Source organism: Planococcus maitriensis, from assembly GCF_003289925.1.
Classification (GTDB): Bacteria; Bacillota; Bacilli; order Bacillales_A; family Planococcaceae; genus Planococcus; species Planococcus maitriensis.
The window spans coordinates 764095-783108 of the sequence record NZ_QLZQ01000001.1 but is presented as its reverse complement, the minus strand read 5'-3'; the positions used below and the strand labels follow the sequence as shown (position 1 = coordinate 783108).

The 19014-nt window shown below is 50.1% G+C and carries 22 protein-coding genes, 1 pseudogene and 1 riboswitch; of the genes and pseudogenes, 2 read left to right on the top strand and 21 right to left on the bottom strand.

Translation table 11 applies throughout. The features are described 5' to 3' along the window. Nucleotides 1–414 precede the first annotated feature (414 nt). From DP119_RS03750 to DP119_RS03690, 14 genes and pseudogenes are all read right to left on the bottom strand, one after another. The gene (locus DP119_RS03750) at nucleotides 415–1422 is read right to left on the bottom strand and encodes an LLM class flavin-dependent oxidoreductase (protein ID WP_112230976.1); all 1008 of its coding nucleotides are present in this window, start codon (nucleotides 1420–1422) and stop codon (nucleotides 415–417) included. A 156-nt stretch (nucleotides 1423–1578) separates the two neighbouring features. Further along, a complete protein-coding gene (locus DP119_RS03745; RefSeq protein WP_068869655.1) occupies nucleotides 1579–2253 on the bottom strand; it encodes an HAD family hydrolase in 675 nt (224 codons plus the stop codon). Further along, a complete protein-coding gene (locus DP119_RS03740; protein WP_068869656.1) occupies nucleotides 2250–2798 on the bottom strand; it encodes a histidine phosphatase family protein in 549 nt (182 codons plus the stop codon). Before DP119_RS03740 ends, DP119_RS03745 begins: the two co-directional genes overlap by 4 nt. 21 nt (nucleotides 2799–2819) lie before the next feature. Next, nucleotides 2820–3011, bottom strand: a complete 192-nt coding sequence (locus DP119_RS03735) for a hypothetical protein (RefSeq protein ID WP_112230974.1) — start codon at nucleotides 3009–3011, stop codon at nucleotides 2820–2822. A 312-nt stretch (nucleotides 3012–3323) separates the two neighbouring features. After that, nucleotides 3324–4070 (bottom strand): annotated as a pseudogene (locus DP119_RS03730) (amidohydrolase family protein). 5 nt (nucleotides 4071–4075) lie between these two features. Continuing rightward, a complete protein-coding gene (locus tag DP119_RS03725) occupies nucleotides 4076–4561 on the bottom strand; it encodes an HIT family protein (RefSeq protein ID WP_112230972.1) in 486 nt (161 codons plus the stop codon). A 41-nt stretch (nucleotides 4562–4602) separates the two neighbouring features. Then, nucleotides 4603–5136: an NUDIX hydrolase gene (locus DP119_RS03720; RefSeq protein ID WP_112230970.1), complete on the bottom strand. Its 534-nt coding sequence runs from the start codon at nucleotides 5134–5136 to the stop codon at nucleotides 4603–4605. Between the two features lie 404 nt (nucleotides 5137–5540). Further along, complete coding sequence (gene arsC, locus DP119_RS03715; RefSeq protein WP_112230968.1) at nucleotides 5541–5960, bottom strand: arsenate reductase (thioredoxin); 420 nt, start codon at nucleotides 5958–5960, stop codon at nucleotides 5541–5543. A gap of 79 nt (nucleotides 5961–6039) precedes the next feature. Beyond that, nucleotides 6040–6390 carry an ArsR/SmtB family transcription factor gene (locus tag DP119_RS03710; RefSeq protein ID WP_112230966.1) on the bottom strand — a complete coding sequence of 117 codons (351 nt, stop codon included), beginning with the start codon at nucleotides 6388–6390 and terminating at the stop codon, nucleotides 6040–6042. Nucleotides 6391–6570: 180 nt separating this feature from the next. Next, complete coding sequence (locus DP119_RS03705) at nucleotides 6571–7515, bottom strand: cation diffusion facilitator family transporter (protein ID WP_112230964.1); 945 nt, start codon at nucleotides 7513–7515, stop codon at nucleotides 6571–6573. A 147-nt stretch (nucleotides 7516–7662) separates the two neighbouring features. After that, nucleotides 7663–8424, bottom strand: a complete 762-nt coding sequence (locus DP119_RS03700) for an STAS domain-containing protein (protein ID WP_112230963.1) — start codon at nucleotides 8422–8424, stop codon at nucleotides 7663–7665. After that, the gene (locus DP119_RS03695; RefSeq protein ID WP_167399188.1) at nucleotides 8402–9052 is read right to left on the bottom strand and encodes a cobalamin B12-binding domain-containing protein; all 651 of its coding nucleotides are present in this window, start codon (nucleotides 9050–9052) and stop codon (nucleotides 8402–8404) included. The genes DP119_RS03700 and DP119_RS03695 overlap by 23 nt, the downstream gene beginning before the upstream one ends. Nucleotides 9053–9056: 4 nt before the next feature. Then, nucleotides 9057–9425 carry a hypothetical protein gene (locus tag DP119_RS15800; protein WP_167399187.1) on the bottom strand — a complete coding sequence of 123 codons (369 nt, stop codon included), beginning with the start codon at nucleotides 9423–9425 and terminating at the stop codon, nucleotides 9057–9059. Then, nucleotides 9422–9727, bottom strand: a complete 306-nt coding sequence (locus DP119_RS03690; protein WP_068869665.1) for an antibiotic biosynthesis monooxygenase family protein — start codon at nucleotides 9725–9727, stop codon at nucleotides 9422–9424. Before DP119_RS03690 ends, DP119_RS15800 begins: the two co-directional genes overlap by 4 nt. Nucleotides 9728–9924: 197 nt before the next feature. Further along, nucleotides 9925–10027: riboswitch (SAM riboswitch) on the top strand. Between the two features lie 76 nt (nucleotides 10028–10103). Here DP119_RS03690 and DP119_RS03685 point away from each other — a divergent pair. Together DP119_RS03685 and DP119_RS03680 are read left to right on the top strand one after the other, a co-directional pair. Then, nucleotides 10104–11228, top strand: a complete 1125-nt coding sequence (locus DP119_RS03685) for a methionine biosynthesis PLP-dependent protein (protein WP_112230960.1) — start codon at nucleotides 10104–10106, stop codon at nucleotides 11226–11228. After that, a complete protein-coding gene (locus DP119_RS03680; protein WP_101190813.1) occupies nucleotides 11221–12393 on the top strand; it encodes an aminotransferase class I/II-fold pyridoxal phosphate-dependent enzyme in 1173 nt (390 codons plus the stop codon). Before DP119_RS03685 ends, DP119_RS03680 begins: the two co-directional genes overlap by 8 nt. Before the next feature lie 134 nt (nucleotides 12394–12527). Here DP119_RS03680 and ystJ read toward each other — a convergent pair whose 3' ends face one another. The 7 genes from ystJ to DP119_RS03645 all read right to left on the bottom strand — a co-directional run bounded on the left by ystJ (nucleotide 12528) and on the right by DP119_RS03645 (nucleotide 18945). After that, nucleotides 12528–13739 (bottom strand): NADP-dependent malic enzyme, encoded by a 1212-nt coding sequence (gene ystJ / locus DP119_RS03675; protein WP_112230959.1) that lies wholly within the window; start codon nucleotides 13737–13739, stop codon nucleotides 12528–12530. A 123-nt stretch (nucleotides 13740–13862) separates the two neighbouring features. Continuing rightward, the gene (locus DP119_RS03670) at nucleotides 13863–14798 is read right to left on the bottom strand and encodes a 3-hydroxyacyl-CoA dehydrogenase family protein (RefSeq protein WP_112230957.1); all 936 of its coding nucleotides are present in this window, start codon (nucleotides 14796–14798) and stop codon (nucleotides 13863–13865) included. Between the two features lie 90 nt (nucleotides 14799–14888). Further along, nucleotides 14889–15620, bottom strand: a complete 732-nt coding sequence (locus DP119_RS03665; protein WP_112230955.1) for a hypothetical protein — start codon at nucleotides 15618–15620, stop codon at nucleotides 14889–14891. 105 nt (nucleotides 15621–15725) lie between these two features. Further along, nucleotides 15726–16055: a hypothetical protein gene (locus DP119_RS03660; RefSeq protein ID WP_112230953.1), complete on the bottom strand. Its 330-nt coding sequence runs from the start codon at nucleotides 16053–16055 to the stop codon at nucleotides 15726–15728. Nucleotides 16056–16186: 131 nt separating this feature from the next. Further along, nucleotides 16187–16870: a DUF4956 domain-containing protein gene (locus tag DP119_RS03655; RefSeq protein ID WP_112230951.1), complete on the bottom strand. Its 684-nt coding sequence runs from the start codon at nucleotides 16868–16870 to the stop codon at nucleotides 16187–16189. Further along, nucleotides 16854–17633, bottom strand: coding sequence for a polyphosphate polymerase domain-containing protein (locus DP119_RS03650; protein ID WP_112230949.1), 780 nt, complete (start codon nucleotides 17631–17633; stop codon nucleotides 16854–16856). The genes DP119_RS03655 and DP119_RS03650 overlap by 17 nt, the downstream gene beginning before the upstream one ends. 169 nt (nucleotides 17634–17802) lie before the next feature. Then, a complete protein-coding gene (locus DP119_RS03645) occupies nucleotides 17803–18945 on the bottom strand; it encodes a YeiH family protein (protein WP_112230947.1) in 1143 nt (380 codons plus the stop codon). Nucleotides 18946–19014 lie beyond the last annotated feature (69 nt).

The window sequence follows — 19014 nt, the reverse complement described above, 5'->3', positions numbered from 1 at the left end:
AAGCACCAGCTCAGGGCTGGTGCCTCAAAATATTGATTATATTGGCAGTTCATTCAGACTGGTAGAAATTAATGCTTTTCTCGCATGATAAAATCAATGAGCTTTCAGAGCGTTTGGAGGGCGTCCGCTTGTAAAACCTTCTGCTCAATAATGCTGCGCATTACTTCGCAAAGATAAGGTCTCACGCAGTTCGACTTTATCTTTCCTGTGGGATCAGCGGGTTTGAGAGACCCCATAGGCAATGAATGAGCGAAGCAATGCTGAGCACATTCATTTGCGATGCTCGAACGCAGTGAGAGTTGAGCAACGTTTTTAGTGACGAGGAGGCTCGATTCCCGCCCCACGGAAAGCAAGCGGTAAGCTTCGTAAAACACGGTTTGTAAATTTTCTCGATAGCCAAAGCACCAGCTCAGGTTATTCCATCATTTCCGCTAGCAATGAATAAGAATGCAGGCGGTCTTCCTGATAGAAGATCGGTGAATTGACGATGACTTCATTAGCGCGTGTCTTATTGATGAAAGCTGCCAGTTTTTCGCGCACCAATTCCGGCGTGCCGACGATCATCGATTCGGACTTCAGTTTATCCCGGAACATGACGATTTCACGCGGCGTCCACACCGAGCCAAGATCATCAATCGGTGGTTGGAACGTCGTCGGTTCGCCTTTCATCAGCGCAAACATCTGCTGCTGTGAAGACGTGGCGAGCCATTCCGCGCGCTCCTGCGTATCAGCTATGATCACTGACACGCCGACCATCGCATACGGGCTGTCGAGCGCCGCGGATGGCTTGAAATTCTGATGGTACAATTGCAGCGCCTGCATCGTGAAGTCCGGCGCGAAATGGCTGGCGAATGAAAACGGCAAGCCTTTTTGCGCGGCGAGTTGAGCGCTGAATCCGCTCGATCCAAGCAGCCAGATTGGAATGTCCATGCCTGTTCCCGGGTACGCTTTGACCCGGCCGACCGGTTTATCGGAGAAATAATTCTCCAATTCCATCACTTGCTGCGGGAATTCGTCTCCCGTGCTGTGTAGGGTACGGCGCAAAGCATAAGCAGTCGCCTGGTCACTGCCAGGTGCACGGCCAAGGCCGAGGTCGATGCGGTCTGGATACAACGACGCGAGCGTCCCGAATTGCTCGGCGATAACAAGCGGGGCATGGTTCGGCAGCATGACGCCACCTGAACCTACGCGGATTGAGTTGGTTTTTCCGGCGATATGCCCGATCAACACAGACGTCGCCGAGCTGCCGATACCTGGCATATTGTGATGCTCGGCCAGCCAGTAGCGGTTAAATCCCAGTTTCTCTACGTGTTGCGCAAGTTCTACGCTATTTGCAAATGATTCTGTTGCGGTGCTGCCTTCATTGATCGGCGCCAAGTCGAGCACGGCCACAGGAATCTGCTGAAATGTTTTTTGTGTCATATCTTTAAGCACTCCTTTACCCTCCCTATTGTAACGCTCAAGTTTCGGAAGGCGTACGAAAATGCTCAGAGATCCCATTCCATTGTGTCACTTAAGCTAAACTGCCCAGCGCAGGCGTACCCATGTACTGAAGAAAATGTTTATCCAAACGTAAGGTTAATCAATATATGCATTTAACCCTTGGACGATCCTATTCAGTTCGTCCAACTCATCTATAGTGTAATCCGCCGCGGCTTCACTCCAACCAGCATCTTTTTTCCATACCCCGATCATGCCGGCTTTTTTGGCGGCCTCCACATCCGTCGTTGGATGGTCCCCGACAAACAAGCTATGGGCTGGCAAGACATTCAAACGGGCCATCGCCCTTTCGAAAATCCGTGGATCCGGCTTCCGTAAATTCTCGCTTTCAGAAATCAAGATCGCATCAAACCACCTCTCGATTCCCAAGGCTTTAATATTATCCATCTGGAATTTCCCCTTGCCATTCGAGATGATGCCTAGTTTCACGCCTTGTTGTTTCAGGCTCTCCAGCATTGCTTGCAGGCCATCGAAAGGATGGCAATGGAAGCGGAAATGGGCGATATAATCTTCCAATAAATTTTCCATCGTTATCTGTTCGATATTAAATTCCTGGATCAATTGAGCATAGACCTGGTCTTTCCATACATATCCCCGCCTGTCCAATTCAATAAAGCGCTCGGCATACACTTCCTTAGGAATATGCCCGAGAGACTGATGCATCCGATCGTATTGATCGTCGATAAACGACATCACTGAAGCATCCCGGTTGAGCAGGGTCCCGTCCAAATCAAACAGCACCGCTTGAATCATTGAGATCCCTCATTCCACAATCGTTCCCCACTCTTTCCATCAGGTGCGTCAGTTAAAACGAACACATCCGGATTGCTTAAAGCACGCCATCCTTCAAATCCGAAGCCTTCCACATAACGCGACAGAAGCAGTGCCATGATGTTGCCGTGGGTGACGATTGCTGCTGTTTGGCCGCTCTTTTCAAGCTCAGCTACTACTTGTGAAATACGGTCCAGTGCTTGTCTGCTGGATTCGCCGCCTTCAAGCACGAGATTGTGGTCATCGAATGTGCTTTTCAAGCGTTCGAACCAATCGGGAAGGTTTCCTGAACTTAAGACCCGTTCTTTCAAACGCTCGTCGGTTTCGATTTCAACAGCCAACGTCTCCGCGAACGGTGCGATCGATTGAACGGCTCGTGTATACGGGCTCGAGACGACCCGCTCGATCCCCAGCTCACTCAAAAAGCCGCTTAATTCTACAGCTTGTGCCATTCCTTTTTCCGTAAGTTCTGCATCCGGCTCCTGTCCAGTTGCGGCACAGTGACGGATGATATAGATTTTTGTCACTTTAAATCACCCCGTTTCCGTTTATAGACCAAGCAAATCCGCCATGATCTCTGCACTGCCTGGCGAGAACATGAATAGCGAAAACCCAATACATAAGGCGCCGCCCCCAAGCAAGCCGATTTTCACAACGAGCGGAAACCCTCTTTTCGGCAAGATCCCAGCGAAAAACACACAAATCCCGATGAATAACAACAGCATATACCAGAAGCCCATCTGCCCACCCCTTTTCAATATGTTAATAACTGGACGCTTGCTGAATGAAAAGGTTCTGCTGTTGTATGTCTATTGTCACTCCTGAATTCAGCTTACCATATGCCTGACTGCTTACTAGACAGAAAATCACCTGCTGCAAAAAATTGCAGCGGGTGATTTTTTTACTTATCCATCACTTCTTTGAAATAGTTCACGGTCTTCATTTCCCCCGCCTATTGTTCGTATGTTCCATTGAACGTAAAGCGCAAGGGCTATCTGCATAAAAAAAGCCAGCAGCCTGTCGAATGGACAGGCTGCTGGCTCCAAATGAAATTATTCAATTTTGTACCATTGCAACGCATTGTGATAGAGAACCTTTTCCGCTTCCTTGTCGCCCAAAGCTTCTTGGATCACTGTCACATCACCCGCCTGAAACACCCTCTTTGCCCGAGTCGACGGAAGATCGGTGCCGAAAAGCAGCGCTTCAGGATTGAGTTCATGGATGGCTCTTATTGCTTACGACGGGTCGAAATCAATCCGCCCGAACCCGGTCGCTTTCACCTTTACACCTTGTTCCACCAGCTTCAACAGTTCGGGGAATCCTTGTTTCGATAAGCCGAGATGATCGATGGAAACGGAAGGCAAGCGGCTGATTACGTCTTTCAGTTCCACGAGATCTTTCGAATCGATGTACAGCTCTGCATGCCACCCGGCGATGTCATGGATGCGCCTTGCGAAATGATCGAGCCGTTCAATCGTTTCCGAGCCGCCGCGCTTCACATTAAATCGCACTGCACGAACGCCTTTTTCATGCAAGCTGAGGATTTCTTCGTCCGATGTGCCCGCCGGCAATTGCGTCACGCCGACAAACCGCTCACCGAGCATGTCGAGCGCATCCAGTAAATACGATTGGTCAAAGCCTTGGAACGATCCCGACACGATGGCGCCTCCGGATACATTGAAGTTTTCAACAGACCTCATATAATCCGGAGCCGTGAATGCAGGCGGCAGATAGCCGTGGTTTTCGGCTACCGGAAATCTCGGATCGATGATATGTAAATGGGCATCGAAGATTTTCACTTTCTTCATCGCTCCAGTTCTTCCGTCAATGCCGAAATCGCTTGCCTGACACTCTTTAGATTCGCTTCATCGTTCATCTCATTTCGCGCATGCAAAAGCGCCGGCCGCACCGACTCGACAGAATGCCCGAATGCGTACATCCAGTCATAGCGCGGTACCATCCACGTATGGAAATGATGCGTCGTGTCTTCATTATAGAAATAATAGACCGATTCGATGCCAAGCACGTTTTGCTGTGCTTTGCGGATTTCCGCCAGGACCGTGATGTAGTCGATCCGCTCTTCTTCAGTCAATTCGTCCAGGCTTTTCAAATGGCGCTTCGAGGCGAGGATGATCAAGCCAGGGATGGGATATGCCACATCCTGATGGGCATGGAAATGCTCCGTCTCCATCACGACGCCGCCTTCCGGTTCGATCAATCCATTCACCAACGCGCAGCTCAAGCATTCCACTTCGACGGTTTCGCCATTTGCCAAGGTGATGGTTCTCATTTCAATCGCCCTCCTCGGCTGTCAGTATTGAATATTTTCATTTACCGGAATGAACCATCCCATGCATAAGTCGAAAAAGAGGCCAATTTCTCGAAATAATGCTCTATGCGCTGATAGACCGAAGGCACGATCAAGCGCTCCCGGTTCATTTGCTGGAACTCAATCCAATTGACCAGCTGCGCGGCGCACACTTCACCCGGCTGGAGCTGCAGGGCATCCATGTCGATGCGTTCCTTGCATCTCCAGACATAGCTGTCCAGGAAATAATTGCCGCCTTTCATCTGGCCTAAAAAGCGTAGTTCATCAGGTCTTGCCAATAAACCCGTTTCTTCCTCCAGCTCGCGGAGAGCCCCCGTCAAACTGCTTTCTCCCGCCACCACGGAGCCGCGTGTCGTTTCCCAAAGCATCGGAAGCGGCTTTTCCGGATCTCGTTGCGTCATGAAAATCCTTCCATCTGCATTGAGCGTGATGACTTCCGCGACAATGTGGAACTCGCCAGGACGCAATTTATTGCCTCTCATATGTTTCTTTCCGAGCGGGTTCCGCTCTCCATCATATAAATCCCAAACTTCCATTTCCCTTTGCTCCCATCCCTTGAACGTGAATTCCCAACATATACTCCTCAAGTAGTTAGTCCTGTTTATACTTTAAAGAATATTCCCATTAATTAACAGACTTTTTTCACTCATTTTGGAATTTTATTTTTCACTAAAAAAAGTGCCGGAGACAGACGCCCCCGGCACTCGATTCATTTTTTGGATCGCTGTTGAACGTATATGGAATTGACTGCTTCTTCAGAGCTATTGTGGCTGTCCGGTCCCGAGATTCCGGGATGTCCGTAGAAAAATGTGTTGTTCATATAATCTCTTGCACAAACTGGCGGTATTCATTTGAAAAAAGGATGAACGCATGATATGACTTGAAGTGCTCGGGCTGCAGACGGCCTCTTCACACCAAAATCCTTTTCGAACTACATCTCTTACTCACCAGTTGCAGCGAAATGGCGGATGCGCGCTTCGATGTCATCGCGTACCGATTGGAACACTTTCCATTTCTCTTCTTCGGTGCCTTGCGCTTTCGCCGGATCCGTAAAGCCCCAGTGGTCGCGTTTTACGTGAGGCGGCGTCATCGGGCATTTATCTGCCGCGTCGCCGCAAAGTGTCACCACAAAATCCGCATTGTTTAAAATTTCGGTGTCGATGACATCAGATGTTTGATTCGAAATATCGATATTCACTTCATTCATCGCTTTTACGGCGTTCGGGTTCAAGCCATGTGCTTCGATTCCGGCACTCAATACTTGCCAGTCATCGCCCAAAATTTCCTTCCCCCAGCCTTCTGCCATCTGGCTGCGGCATGAATTGCCCGTGCATAAAAAGTACAATGTTTTTTTCGTCATATTGATTAGCTCCCTTGTTCCATGAATGGTTTTTAGTATCTCTATGTTTATTCAACGTGATACCTTTTCCGTATCACTATTACTCACAACGAATGCGCAATCCCTGCTCCACCAATCTCTCGATGCGCTCATCCTGGTTCGGAATGAATGCCAAGACTTGCATGAGCATGTCGTATAATTCACTGTCCTGGTTCAATGAATAGAAAATCCATTGCCCCTTGCGTTTTTCCTTCACTAAACCGAGATCGCGAAGCTTGCGCAAGTGCTGGCTGATCGCGGACTGGCTGACGTTAAAGATTTCCACGAATTCGCAGACGCAGCAATCGTTTTTTTCGAGCAATTTGACCATCGACAATCTTGTCTTGTCACCTAATAGCTTCAGCAGCATGCTCGCTTTGTCAATTTCTATTTCGCGCGTTTTCACTTCCATCGGATGATTCCCTCCGCTTCTATACTTAGGTCTGGTTAAATACTGTAATGTCAAACACAGCATATCAGCATATGCTTATATGTTCAAGTGGCGATCTGGACGATAAAACATGTACAGCGCGTATTTTTCATAGAAAAAAGGAGCGGCATGCTCCCGCTCCTTCCTGATTGAATCTTTTCTTCAATGATGATGATGCCCAGCCGCTTCAGTCTCTTCTTGCCCTTGGCAGCGGATCGAGTCGTCATGGGGATGATCTTCGGTTTCCAACTGCACGGTGACATGGCCGATTTTCAGCTCCAACAGCGCATGTTCAATATCCCTAAGCACTTGCTGGCTGTCCTTGAACGAGATATGTTCTTTGATGACCACATGTCCCGACATGGCATTCTTCCCGCTCGTGATGCTCCACACGTGAAGGTCGTGGATACTTTTCACGGCAGGCAGCGCTTCGATCGTTTGCGCTACTTGTTCCAGGTCGACATTTTTCGGCGTGCCTTCCATCAAGACATGCACCGCTTCTTTCGTTACGCGCCAGCCGCTGATCAAGACAAGGATGGCGACAACTACACTCGCCAGCGGATCTGCCCATGCCCACCCGAAGAAAATGATCAACAGGGCCGCCGTGATCGCGCCGACCGATCCGAGCAAATCACTTAAGACATGTAAAAAAGCGGCACGGAGGTTCAAATTTTCTTTCGTATCGCCTCCGCGCATCAAAATCCACGCAACGAGGATATTGACGAGCAAGCCGATAACCGCAATGGCCAGCATGCCCGAAGTCGCAATTTCAGGTGGGTCGGAAAATCGGTGATAGGCTTCATAGAAAATATAGAACGAAATCAACACGAGCGTCACGCCGTTAAAGACTGCCGCCAGAATTTCAAAGCGTTTATAGCCGTAAGTCTTCATTTGGTCGGCTGCTTTTTCGCCAATGGAAAAAGCCAGGTAGCCGACACCGAGCGAAATGGAATCGCTCAGCATATGGCCGGCATCCGCCAGCAGCGCAAGGCTGTTCGTCAAATATCCGCCGATCGCCTCGACCACCATATAACCGGTGATGATCAGAAAGGCGATCAACAATGTTTTTTTATTGCGGCTATGCGCATGGTCATGTGATGATCCCACCGCCAACACCTCCACTGCAGCTTCTTAATAATCCTCTTCTATATGTGTATTCCCGAAATATATTCAAATATACTACAGGGAAATAAACAATCATCCATTCACCGGGCTTCCTGGCCATGAAAAAACCGGCTCTGATGGCCGGTTTCATCAATGCTTTGCTGACGCTGCTGTCAGGATGGATTCCAGTGAAGCTTCGAAACGCAGATTCATTTCCCGTTTTAACAGATGCAATTTTTGGGCATGGTCCGGCTTCACGCCGGTGATGACCGCATCGATTCCCATGACGCCCAAGGTCTGCACGAGCGATTCCAGGTAATTGACGCCTTCTTGCGTCACCGAACCCATCGCCGTCAAATCGACCACAACTGTCTCAGCTTCGTATTCGTAGATTCGCGACACAATATACGGGCGGATCGCTTCAACTTTTTTGGCGTCCAAATTGCCGAATAGAGGTATCAGCACATACCCTCCACCGATTGCGATGCACGGTGCGGAAAGTTCGCGCACTTTCTCCAGCAGCTCATCCGAACGTTCCTTTTCCTTGAGCAATTCATAATCCGTTTCTTTCAAGCGGTCGCGCAGGCGGGCCAATTGCGCGGCGATGGCAGCCATTTGTCCATCTTTCGGTACCAGCACGAGGTTCAGCGAAAAGTCGCTGTCCCAGCGGTAATAGACATCCGCCAAGAAAAAGCCGGCCTCCGTGGTGAAATTCAGTTCTACAGGCTTATTGTCGTCTCGGGTTTTCAGCAAGCGTTCCGCTTTCGGGCGGCTGCCTTCATCGAGCAATTCAAAGAATCCGCCCGGTTTTCCAAAAAGCCGTTCTGCCTCCTGGGAATAGTCGACGACCGCAAAGCTATTGTTCAATTGAAAAGCGGGAAGCGGCCATTCAGCCAATGGAGAGCGTGTCATCGTTCGGCCCCTTTCCAGTGCGGATCCATTCCCTGAGCGCACCAAGGCCCCGGACGATCACCGCTCCTTTTATGTGCAGGCCTGTAAAGCTCGGCAATGTGACGGCCCTGCCGCCAATCAGGACGGCGGGCTTGGAGCCGACTTGCGCAAATGCTTCCGCATAGGTTTTCAAAACCGGCAAGCGGTGTGCAAGTGCTCCTGATAACGCAACGACATCCGGCTGCCAATCTTCCGCCAACCCAAGTGCTGAATCGAGCGGCAGATTCGGCCCCATATAGCGGACTTCGTATCCCTCTTCACGGAACAAGGCTGCGGCCATCTTGAGCCCGATATAATGCTCTTCGCCTTCCGGGCCGAAGATCATCGCCTTTTTGCGGCCCTCTTTATCTTTATTGCGCAGTTCCGTAGCGGACAAGACAAAATCGCAAACGGCGGTTGCCAAATGCTCTTCCGCAACCGAAATCTCATTTTGTTCCCATAGTTCACCGATGCGGTACATCGCCGGGGTCAAAAGTTCGCCATAAAGCTGTTCATGCGAATGGCTTTCCAGGAAATCCTGGACGTATTTCAAAGCTTCCTCTTCCTGCCCTTGCAGGAAAAGATCCGAAAGCTGTGTTGACTCGTTCATTTGATCAGCCCCTTTTGTGGTGAGGGAGCTCCAATAACCGGACTGCGCGATCGAGGCAGCCCCGCATGAAATCTCCTTGCGTTGTTTCGGTGTAGCGCGGCACAATTTCGATAAGCCGCTGGAAATTATCGATGATGAGCGCAGTTTCGACATTGCGGCTCACGAGCACCGTCTCGAGCCAGATGGCGTAATCAAGAAAGGATTGTTCGCTCTGCAGCTCCCAAGCCGTTTCAAGGTAATCCAAGTGGTGATGGTTGTCTTTGACCGTGTGGGCATAGCCCCGGTCCCCAAAACGTTCCCATAAATTCGGATACGCTTCGTAAATGCCGTCTGTCGTGACTTCCGCGATTTGCTGTTTCTGCTCCTGGTTCATTCGGCCACCACTTCGTATTGATGGACTTTCGGCACGATGCCCGCGAGTTCCTGGTCGGGATAGTTCTTCTCCAAATCATGGATCTCCTTGAACTCCTGGCTCTTGACCCAGTTCATATATGACTGTTTGGACTGCCATTCCAGATGGACAGTCAATTCATGCCGTTTTTTCGTGTTTTGGATCAGCCGGAACGAAGTGAAGCCTTCCGCCTGGTCCACGCGGCGCGATCGTTTTTGGTATATTTCAATGACGTCCTGCACTTTGTCTTCCGGTACAATGACGGTCGATGTGACGATGTACATAAGTCAGAACCCCTTTGCAACTGGCCTTATGACGGCCGGGCATGATTAAAGTTTACCTCAGCATACCATTTCAGCTTCCGAAATAAAAGCGAGCGCCTTTAAGGCAATTATAAGAGTTTTTTCAATATTCCGCTTGTATTTCGAAAGTAATTGCCGTATGATGGAAAACATCAACTAACCACAACTATATAAAACGATTCTTATCGAGAGAGATGGAGGGATTTGGCCCTTTGAAGTCTCAGCAACCGGACGTGTTTGTCACGGTGCTAATTCCAATAGGTGAAGCCTAGTAGATGAGAAGATAGCATATACGGCAGGGGCTTTCTTCTTATCATAGAAGAAAGCCCCTGCTTTTTGATTTGAAAGGATGAGGACCATGACGCAACATAGCCTAGAAACACGCCTGGTACAACTCGGCAACCGCAGCGATCAACGCACAGGGGCGGTCAATCCCCCGATTTATCTTTCTACCGCCTACGAACATGAAGGCCTTGGCAAATCCACAGGCTATGATTATACGCGGACGAAAAATCCGACACGCCAGCTTCTCGAAGAAGGGATCGCGAATCTAGAAGGCGGCGACGCAGGCTTTGCGTGCAGCTCTGGAATGGCCGCGATCCAGCTGGTCCTCTCCCTGTTCCGCCCGAACGATGAGATTTTGCTTCCCGAAGACATTTATGGCGGCACCTACCGCCTGCTGGAACAATATGAAGAGAAATACCATATCCGCCCCGTATACGATTCCTTCATCGATCCGAAAACGGCCGAAGCAAAAATCAATGACAACACAAAAGCGATTTTCATCGAAACCCCGACCAACCCGTTGATGCAGGAAATCGATTTGGAATTGTATGCACAAATGGCTAAGCGCCACAATCTTTTATTGATTGTCGACAATACTTTTTTGACGCCTTTCTTGCAGCAGCCGCTCGCAATCGGCGCCGATATCGTGCTCCACAGCGCCACCAAATACATCGGCGGCCATAACGACGTGCTCGCTGGGCTAGTCGCCGCAAAAGGCGAGGATTTATGCGAGCAGCTTTTCAACGCCCACAACTCAGCCGGCGCTGTGCTGTCGCCGCTCGATTCTTGGCTGTTGATCCGCGGCTTGAAAACCTTGCCGCTGCGCATGCGCCAGCACGAAGCGAACTCCAAAGAACTTGCCCGTTTTTTGGAAGCTCAAGATACCGTGACAGACGTGCTGTATCCCGGGAAAGGCGGCATGCTGTCGTTCCGCCTGCGTGAAGAACAATGGGTGGGGGAATTCCTCGAGAGCCTGTCGCTCATCACATTCGCAGAGAGCCTTGGCGGTGTGGAAAGTTTCATCACGTATCCCGCGACCCAGACCCATGCCGATATGCCGGTCGCAGATCGCACGGCACGCGGCGTCTGTAACCGCCTGCTCCGCTTCTCTGTAGGCGTCGAGCAGGCAGAAGATTTGATCGCTGATTTGTCACAAGCCTTGGCCAAACTGGAAAAGGAGGTCGTTTCCCATGAGTGAACGACGCGAGACGAAATTGATCCATTCAGCAGGCATCGATCCATTAACAGGCGCAGTCAATGTGCCGATCTATTTATCATCGACTTTCCATCAGGAAAGCATCGATTCATTCGGGCCTTTTGATTACAGCCGCTCCGGCAACCCGACGCGCAAATCGCTTGAAGAAACGATCGCCAAACTAGAAGGCGGCGCGCGGGGCTTGGCCTTTTCTTCCGGCATGGCAGCCATCTCATCGGCCTTCATGCTATTGAAAGCCGGCGACCATGTGCTGGTCTCGGAAGATGTTTACGGCGGCACTTATCGCTTCATCACGGAAGTGCTGGAAAAATTCAAAGTCGATTACACATTCGTCGACATGACCGACCTTGGCGAAGTCGCCGCAGCATTCCAGCCGAACACGAAAGTAGTCTACATCGAAACGCCTTCCAATCCCGTCATGAAAATTACCGATATCGAAATGGCTGCGAAACTGGCCAAAGCAAACGATGCGATGACATTCGTCGACAATACCTTCATGACGCCGCTTTACCAGAACCCGCTTGAACTCGGCGCAGATATCGTGCTCCACAGCGCGACGAAGTTCCTGTCTGGCCATAGTGACATCACGGCCGGCCTTGCGGTGACAAAAGATGCCGGCCTCGGCGAACAATTGGCATTCATCCAAAATACATTCGGATCTGTGCTCGGCGCACAGGATTCCTATACATTGATCCAAGGCATCAAAACGCTTGGCGCCCGCACAAAACAATCCGGCGAGACGACCGCACGCATTGCCGAGTATCTGCATAGGCACCCGCTTGTCGAAGAAGTCTATTATCCCGGCTTTTCGTTTCATCCCGGAAATCCGATCCATAGCCGCCAAGCAAGCCATGCAGGCTGTGTGCTGTCATTCCGCCTGGCGGATAAGGATGCCGCCCGTATTCTCGTAGATGCTTTGGAAATCCCTGTGTTTGCCGTCAGCCTCGGCGCTGTTGAGTCAATCCTGTCCTATCCGGCCACGATGTCCCATGCTGCCATGCCGCCCGCTGAACGCGAGAAGCGCGGGATCACCGATGGGCTTTTGCGCTTTTCCGCAGGACTCGAGCATCCCGATGACTTGATCAACGACTTCAGCCAGGCACTCGAGAAAATCGCGATCGCCAAAGGGCTTAGCGTCGCTGATTGATTGTGTTCATTCTAAAGGCCGCCCGGTTCGTCAGCTGACGAACCGGGCGGCCTTTTTTGTGTCTACTCATTCCCCCTCAAACCTAAGAAAGCCTGAATTCCAGGGGGAGGGGAATTCAGGCTTTCTTCTATTTATCATAAAACAATCTGCTGGGCAGGCTCTTTAAGCGATACTTTGGCAACGCCCGTTTCTTCGGCAGCTTTTGAGACTGCTTCAGCGACCGCCTGTGCTACACGCGGGTCGAACGGCTTCGGTATCACATAATCTTCGTGAAGCTCATGGGTAGCGATCAACGCAGCGATCGCTTCGACTGCCGCGATTTTCATCGCGTCATTGATATCGCTCGCCTGTACATCAAGGGCACCCCGGAATAACCCTGGAAACGCCAGTACATTATTGACCTGGTTGGCGAAATCGGAACGCCCTGTGCCGATGACCCGTGCACCGGCCGATTTTGCGGCATCCGGCAGGATTTCAGGATTCGGGTTCGCCATTGCGAAGATGACTGGATCTTCGTTCATCGAACGGACCATGCTTTCCGTCAAAGCGCCTTCTGCCGATACGCCGACAAAGACATCGGCACCGGCGATGACATCCGCGAGCTGGCTTTGCTCCATCTGGTAATTGCTCATCTCCGCAACTTCTGCCTTGAAAGGATTCATGCCGTTCTGGCGCCCTTTATAGATGGCACCCTTCGTATCGCACATGACGATATGGCCAAAACCGAACTTTGCAAGCAATTTGACGATGGCGATACCTGCTGCGCCGGCGCCATTCACGACCACTTTCACGTCTTCCACTTCCTTTTCGACCAACTTCAAGGAATTGATGAGGCCTGCCAAGGTCACAATTGCAGTGCCGTGCTGGTCATCATGGAATACAGGGATATTCATTTCCTGTTTCAAACGCTGCTCCACGATGAAGCAAGTCGGGGCGGCAATGTCTTCCAGATTGACGCCGCCGAAGCCCGGCTCGAGCAATTTGACGGTTCGGATGATTTCTTCGGCATCCGTTGTATCCAGGCAGATCGGGAATGCATCCACACCGGCAAATTCCTTGAACAATAAAGCTTTCCCTTCCATCACCGGGAGCGCCGCTTGCGGGCCGATATTGCCGAGCCCGAGCACGGCGGTGCCGTCAGTTATGACTGCAACCGTATTGCCTTTCATCGTGTAGTCATGCACTTTGCTTGGATCGGCATGAATTTCACGGCACGGTGCCGCTACGCCGGGAGAGTAGGCGAGGCTCAAATCCCTCTCGTTTTCCACAGCCACTTTTGAACGAATCTCCAATTTCCCTTGATGCCGTCTATGCAAGTCCAGCGAATCGTTTTTCAAATCGGTCATTTGCCTCATCTCCCTTTTGATTATAATTGTTTATTATATCGCCTTCACGTCAAATTGAAAGACTTTTCTTATAATTCTGATTAATTTCAGACTTTAGGCTGATAGAGAAAGAGTGAAGTCCGATCACTGTTTTTCCATATCCTGTTTAAGGAAATGAATCAAGGCTTCTTCCCGTTTCCCTTGCACCGCTTCCGATTGAGCTTGCGGCCACTGATAGAACCCGCTTCCCGTTTTCGTCCCAAGTTCGCCTTTCTCCAACAACGAACTCAATGTAGGGCCAGGTTTTTGGTCTGTCGACAGGTCTTCGAACAGATAATCGGAAATCGCATGGAAAATATCCAAACCGCCGAGGTCGGCTGTCTGCAGCGGCCCGGTCACCGGCAAGCGCCGGCCGATGCCATAAGTGACGGCTGCATCGATATCTTCTTTTGTTGCCACCCCCGCATCCAGCAAGGCTTGTGCTTCCCGGAACATGGCGAACTGAAGGCGGTTCCCGATAAATCCCGGCAGTTCTTTGTTCAGCAGCACAGCCTGCTTTTTCATCTGTTCAATGAGTGTTTTTGTTTGCTGCAAAGTTTTTTCATCGGTCTTTTCGCCTCCGACAATTTCCACGAGCGGCACTAAATGCGCAGGATTCCAGAAATGCGTCAACACGAAGCGTTCCGGATGTTTCATTCCTTCAGCGAGTGCAGTGGGCATAAGCCCAGAGCTATTGCTGGCGATGATAATATCGTTCGCGGCAAGCCCTTCCAGTTGGCGGTAGATATTATGCTTCAACTCCATATTTTCAGGTACTGCCTCGATGATGAATTCCGCCTCTTTCACTGCCTCTTCCAAGGAATTTGTAAATACAACTCGTTCCGCTATCTCTTTTACCTGCTCATCGCTGATCAGCCCATTGGCTGCCATAAGGCGCAGTTTCGCTTCGAAGCCTTTTTGCGCCGTTTCCAAATCGCGGGCGTCCACGCCGAATATTTTCACTGACTGGCCGCTCCATGCAGCCGATAATCCAATCGAATGGCCCATCGTCCCTGCCCCGATAATCGCGATTTTCTTCATCTTGATCCTCTCCTTTAGGTAATGGTAATATGCCCATTATACAGTCAAAAAACCCGCCAGATCAGCGGGCTTTCCAATGAATTCATCTGTCTACTTCTTTTTTTCGGCAAGCTCGACGGAGGCAAGTGTAGATGTGATCGCCATTTCATCGGAGTCATCGGCATTTGCACGGAATTCACGTTTCACTTCTCCGTAACCTTCCACGAAATAATTGCGGTTGATCGAACCGTCCTCTGTCATTGATTCAAGCACGAAAACATCATCAAAATTTTGATATGGCGTCTCTAAGCTTGTGCCAGTTTCCACCACAGTCGCGTCACCGATTTCCTGGCCTTCTTCGATCGGAAATTCCAGGTAAGTTGAAATCACTTCCAAGGCTTCCAATTCTTCGAAACTTGCCGTGTAGTCATCGTAAAACTCACCTTCCTGTTTAACGAGCTCGATGCGATCCTCATGCAGTCGGAAGACTTTAAGAACGACGGTTCCGCCATTGTCTTCGTAAGTTGCCACATGATTCGCTTCCATGTAATCGGTTTTCAGCGTAAACTCGGCGAACTCATTTCCGTATCCTTCAAATTTAGCAGTAGACCCATCCTCAAGGAAGTAATCATACGGATCGACAGTGGCCTGTTCACTGCCATGGCTGTCACCGCCCGTGCCTTCCGCTGGCATTTCCTCCATTTCTGCTTCTGGCGCCTCTTCCTGGGCTGCCTCTTCCTGTACCGCGCCTTCTTCAGGTTGTTCAATGGTTGTATCCTGCGTTCCGCAGCCGGCCACTGCAAGCATCAGCGCCACCCCTCCTAAACCACTCCAATATTTCATCAGCTCTCCTCCTTTTCTAAATAGACAGTTACCGGGCAATAAAATAACCGAATATTCAGTTATTTATCAGTGTAATTAATTGGAAACGAAAAGCCCTTTAGCTGATTACAGGTGGAGTGAATCGTGGTAAATCGGCTTCAGATGGATATCGTATTCTTTTCGCACTTCGTTCAGGTCGTATATGTGCCCAGGGAATTCCGGGTCTTCCAGCTTCTCGATCTGCTCATGCACAAGATCTGCGAAATAAACGCCGATAGCCACGCCTTTCGGATATTTGCGCTTCACTTCAGCCACGAATTCGTCTGTCAGTTCCTGGTTGAAAGCATGGTAAAGCGCTGCGTTCACCACCGTCAAAGAATCCTTGGTCGCATAGGAAACGACATAATAATTGCCATAATCATCTTTCAGAAGATCGCGCTCAGCCTGTATATCCATTCTCTTCTCCTCCTTTAAACACTATTACTTGTCCATACCCTGAGGGAGCTTGGCGAAAACAGGAATTCCGTCTCTCCCGTTTAGCCTGAAAATGCCCCAGCTGCCTGAAATAGCGGGCTGGGGCGTATACGTCATTCTGTGGCTTGCATATACGAAAGAGTCACTTTCAAATTAGCATTGCGTTCGCGGATCCGGTCAAGCAAGTACCTGTCTTTAACACCTTGTTTCCCGCGAATCGAGAAGGTATAAAGAATCATCGTCCCAAGATTCGCCGTCTCCACTTGGCATAGCTTGAACTCATCGGTATGCTCGACCAAAATATCATCCAGCAATTGTTCTTCATTCAAGTTTTCCGGAACCATGACTTTAAGCAATTGGGTGCTGCGGCCTTTTCCGTAATTGCTTTTGAAAAGGAAATAGAAAACGAAAGATGCAAACAATGTCAAAGCGATTGCCAACTGGAATTGAAACAGCCCTGCAGTCATCCCGACACAGAGGCCGAAGAAAATGTATGCGATATCTTTCGCGTTGGTGACGGCGCTGCGGAATCGTATCAGCGAGAAGACTGCGAACAAGCCGAAAGCGACGCCGGCATTGCCACTGACGACGTTCATGACAACCGAGACGACCACGCTCATCATGACGATCGTGTGGACAAAGTCCTGGGAGTAATGTTGCCCCGTGAATGTCAATTGGTATACTTGCGTGATGATCAAGCTCAAGACAAGCGCAATGGCCATCGCCATTAAACTCATCCACAATGTCGATTCCCCAATTTCTGCATTAACACTAAAAATTTCATTGATCTTTTCCATGCGAATCTCCCCCTATAGTGGTTTGTTCAGTGAAACCCGCCGGTGCGAGCACAGTGTCTGCCAGCTGTTCAGTCGATGTACAGAACTTTGAAGCACTGCGCTGTTCACAATTTTGCTGCTGCAAGATCCGTGCAAGCCAAAGCGGTACACTCTGGTCGACCTTCACTTCCATGACGACCAGATCCGGATCGATGAAATGGCTGCCATGCGGGCCTTTCTCCAGCTGCAATTCATCCCGGCGGCAACGTAAATTGAAATCGAAGGTGATCCGCAAATCACTATTGCTTTTGCCGTGCATGGCGTGGCGGTCATAAGCGACAATCATTGTCGGCTCTAGCCGGTACAAACGGCGAAAATAGTCGATTTCCCTTAGGACTTGCGGATTGGAGCTTTCGTAGTCATCCACTGATTCGAATATTGGCGCGTTTAAATAACGGTGCGCTTCTGAAAGGGGCATCGTCAGCCTGCGTTTATAGACGACTTTGCCGTGTTTTTGCTTGACCTCGAAAAATGCCAAGCCATCCGGGCCAGTATCGCCATATATTCGCAGCCTCAGCTTTTGCCGGTATTTCAATTTGTTTTTCGTCTCGTAGTAGATAGCCCGTTCTGCGTTGTCGAAATACAGGCTGCTCACGGTATAGCGGCCGTCTTCCCCATTCCGGTCATCGCGCATATACGGAGCCAGTTCAGCGATCAATGCCTGGTACTGTTTCCGTGTTATCAAATACTTCTGTTCCCTCCTGCTGAAAATTTCAATAGCCACTTGCTCCCTCCTTAATGGATAGTAATTTGTATGCCATAGAAAAAGTATAGATTTTGAAACTGAGAAAGCACTGAGACTATTCTGAGAGTTTAATGAGAATTATTTATGGTAAATACTTGAATTAACGCATATAAAAAACCTGGAGCCTTTGAAAGGCCCCAGGTTCCGTTCAGGCAGCCAGCTGCACCAGGTCGCCGAACAGCGAAATGAGCAATAAACTGACCGCCCCCACAGAGATGGCTGCAATCAAGCCGATATAGAAAGGCTTCAATCCCATCCCGCGGAATATTTTCAAATTGGTCGATAACCCGACGCCTGCCATCGCAAGACCGAGCATATATGTCGAGCCGAAAGAACTCCAAAAGCTGTAGAACTCTTCCCAGCCCGCGGCGCCGAAAATGCCGAATGCCTGTCCGCCTGAAGCGAGCGTAGCATCCCCAACCGTGCGGAGAAACGACAGCAAAAGAAATCCAAGAATGAAGAAAGGAAACAATTTATACCATTTTGGCATCGTGCCTCCCCCTTGCCCTTCACTCCGGAAAAATAAATAAGCGATCAGCGGGATCACGGCAATGATGAACAAGTTGCGTGTCAATTTCGTGATGGTCGCTACGTCAAGGGCCAATGTCGAGCCGTACATCTGCTCATACATCAAGGCAGCACCAGTCACTTGAGCCGTGTCATGTATGGCCGTGCCGAGAAACAGCCCCGCTTTGATCGGCTCATCTGCAAAAAAGAAATGAGCGAGATATGGATAGAACAACATGCCCAATAAGCCAAACACCGTAATATTGGCGATGGCGTATGAAATTTCGTTCTCTTTTGCGCGGATCACCGGTGCTGTCGCCATGATCGCCGTGACGCCGCATATGCCCGTCCCGTTGGCGATCAATGCGCCGAGCCGGTTGGACTGGCCAAGAAGTTTCGTGAAAAACAAAGTGACCCCGATGCCCACTGTGATACAAGCCACGATAAGCGGCAGGCCCCACGCCCCGAGCGTCAAGGCTTCCGTCAAACTCAAGCGCAAACCAAGCAGGATAATGCCGATGCGCAAGGCGTATTTGACCGCAAAACTGACGCCGCTAATGAAGATCTCCGGCAAACCGATTGTATTGCGTATGAGGATGCCGATCAGTATCGCCACAAAAATCCCGGATACCGGGCTTTTTCCGCCTTCCGGCAATAGCCCGATCGCCCCAAGTGCCGCACCGATCAAATCCGCTCCGTAAATTCCTGCCCATATAACCAACAAACAAATGGCCAGGCCTGGAAGCAGCCTGACCATTCGCTGATTTTTCGTGTTTTTTCCCACGCTCATCTGCTCCTCGCGAACCGTCTTTTGATTTCGTACTAATCGTACCACCAAAATGGGGCTCCGTCT

Bases quoted from the DNA above. Each gene is read 5' to 3' on its own strand.
- DP119_RS03750 (WP_112230976.1), bottom strand. From the start codon at position 1,422: ATGACACAAAAAACATTTCAGCAGATTCCTGTGGCCGTGCTCGACTTG.
- DP119_RS03700 (WP_112230963.1), bottom strand. From the start codon at position 8,424: ATGACACGCTCTCCATTGGCTGAATGGCCGCTTCCCGCTTTTCAATTG.
- DP119_RS03725 (WP_112230972.1), bottom strand. From the start codon at position 4,561: ATGAGAACCATCACCTTGGCAAATGGCGAAACCGTCGAAGTGGAATGC.
- DP119_RS03680 (WP_101190813.1), top strand. From the start codon at position 11,221: ATGAGTGAACGACGCGAGACGAAATTGATCCATTCAGCAGGCATCGAT.
- DP119_RS03655 (WP_112230951.1), bottom strand. From the start codon at position 16,870: ATGGAAAAGATCAATGAAATTTTTAGTGTTAATGCAGAAATTGGGGAA.
- DP119_RS03745 (WP_068869655.1), bottom strand. From the start codon at position 2,253: ATGATTCAAGCGGTGCTGTTTGATTTGGACGGGACCCTGCTCAACCGG.
- DP119_RS03720 (WP_112230970.1), bottom strand. From the start codon at position 5,136: ATGGAAGTTTGGGATTTATATGATGGAGAGCGGAACCCGCTCGGAAAG.
- DP119_RS03685 (WP_112230960.1), top strand. From the start codon at position 10,104: ATGACGCAACATAGCCTAGAAACACGCCTGGTACAACTCGGCAACCGC.
- DP119_RS03670 (WP_112230957.1), bottom strand. From the start codon at position 14,798: ATGAAGAAAATCGCGATTATCGGGGCAGGGACGATGGGCCATTCGATT.
- ystJ (WP_112230959.1), bottom strand. From the start codon at position 13,739: ATGACCGATTTGAAAAACGATTCGCTGGACTTGCATAGACGGCATCAA.
- arsC (WP_112230968.1), bottom strand. From the start codon at position 5,960: ATGACGAAAAAAACATTGTACTTTTTATGCACGGGCAATTCATGCCGC.
- DP119_RS03695 (WP_167399188.1), bottom strand. From the start codon at position 9,052: ATGAACGAGTCAACACAGCTTTCGGATCTTTTCCTGCAAGGGCAGGAA.
- DP119_RS03710 (WP_112230966.1), bottom strand. From the start codon at position 6,390: ATGGAAGTGAAAACGCGCGAAATAGAAATTGACAAAGCGAGCATGCTG.
- DP119_RS03690 (WP_068869665.1), bottom strand. From the start codon at position 9,727: ATGTACATCGTCACATCGACCGTCATTGTACCGGAAGACAAAGTGCAG.
- DP119_RS03735 (WP_112230974.1), bottom strand. From the start codon at position 3,011: ATGGGCTTCTGGTATATGCTGTTGTTATTCATCGGGATTTGTGTGTTT.
- DP119_RS15800 (WP_167399187.1), bottom strand. From the start codon at position 9,425: ATGAACCAGGAGCAGAAACAGCAAATCGCGGAAGTCACGACAGACGGC.
- DP119_RS03665 (WP_112230955.1), bottom strand. From the start codon at position 15,620: ATGAAATATTGGAGTGGTTTAGGAGGGGTGGCGCTGATGCTTGCAGTG.
- DP119_RS03660 (WP_112230953.1), bottom strand. From the start codon at position 16,055: ATGGATATACAGGCTGAGCGCGATCTTCTGAAAGATGATTATGGCAAT.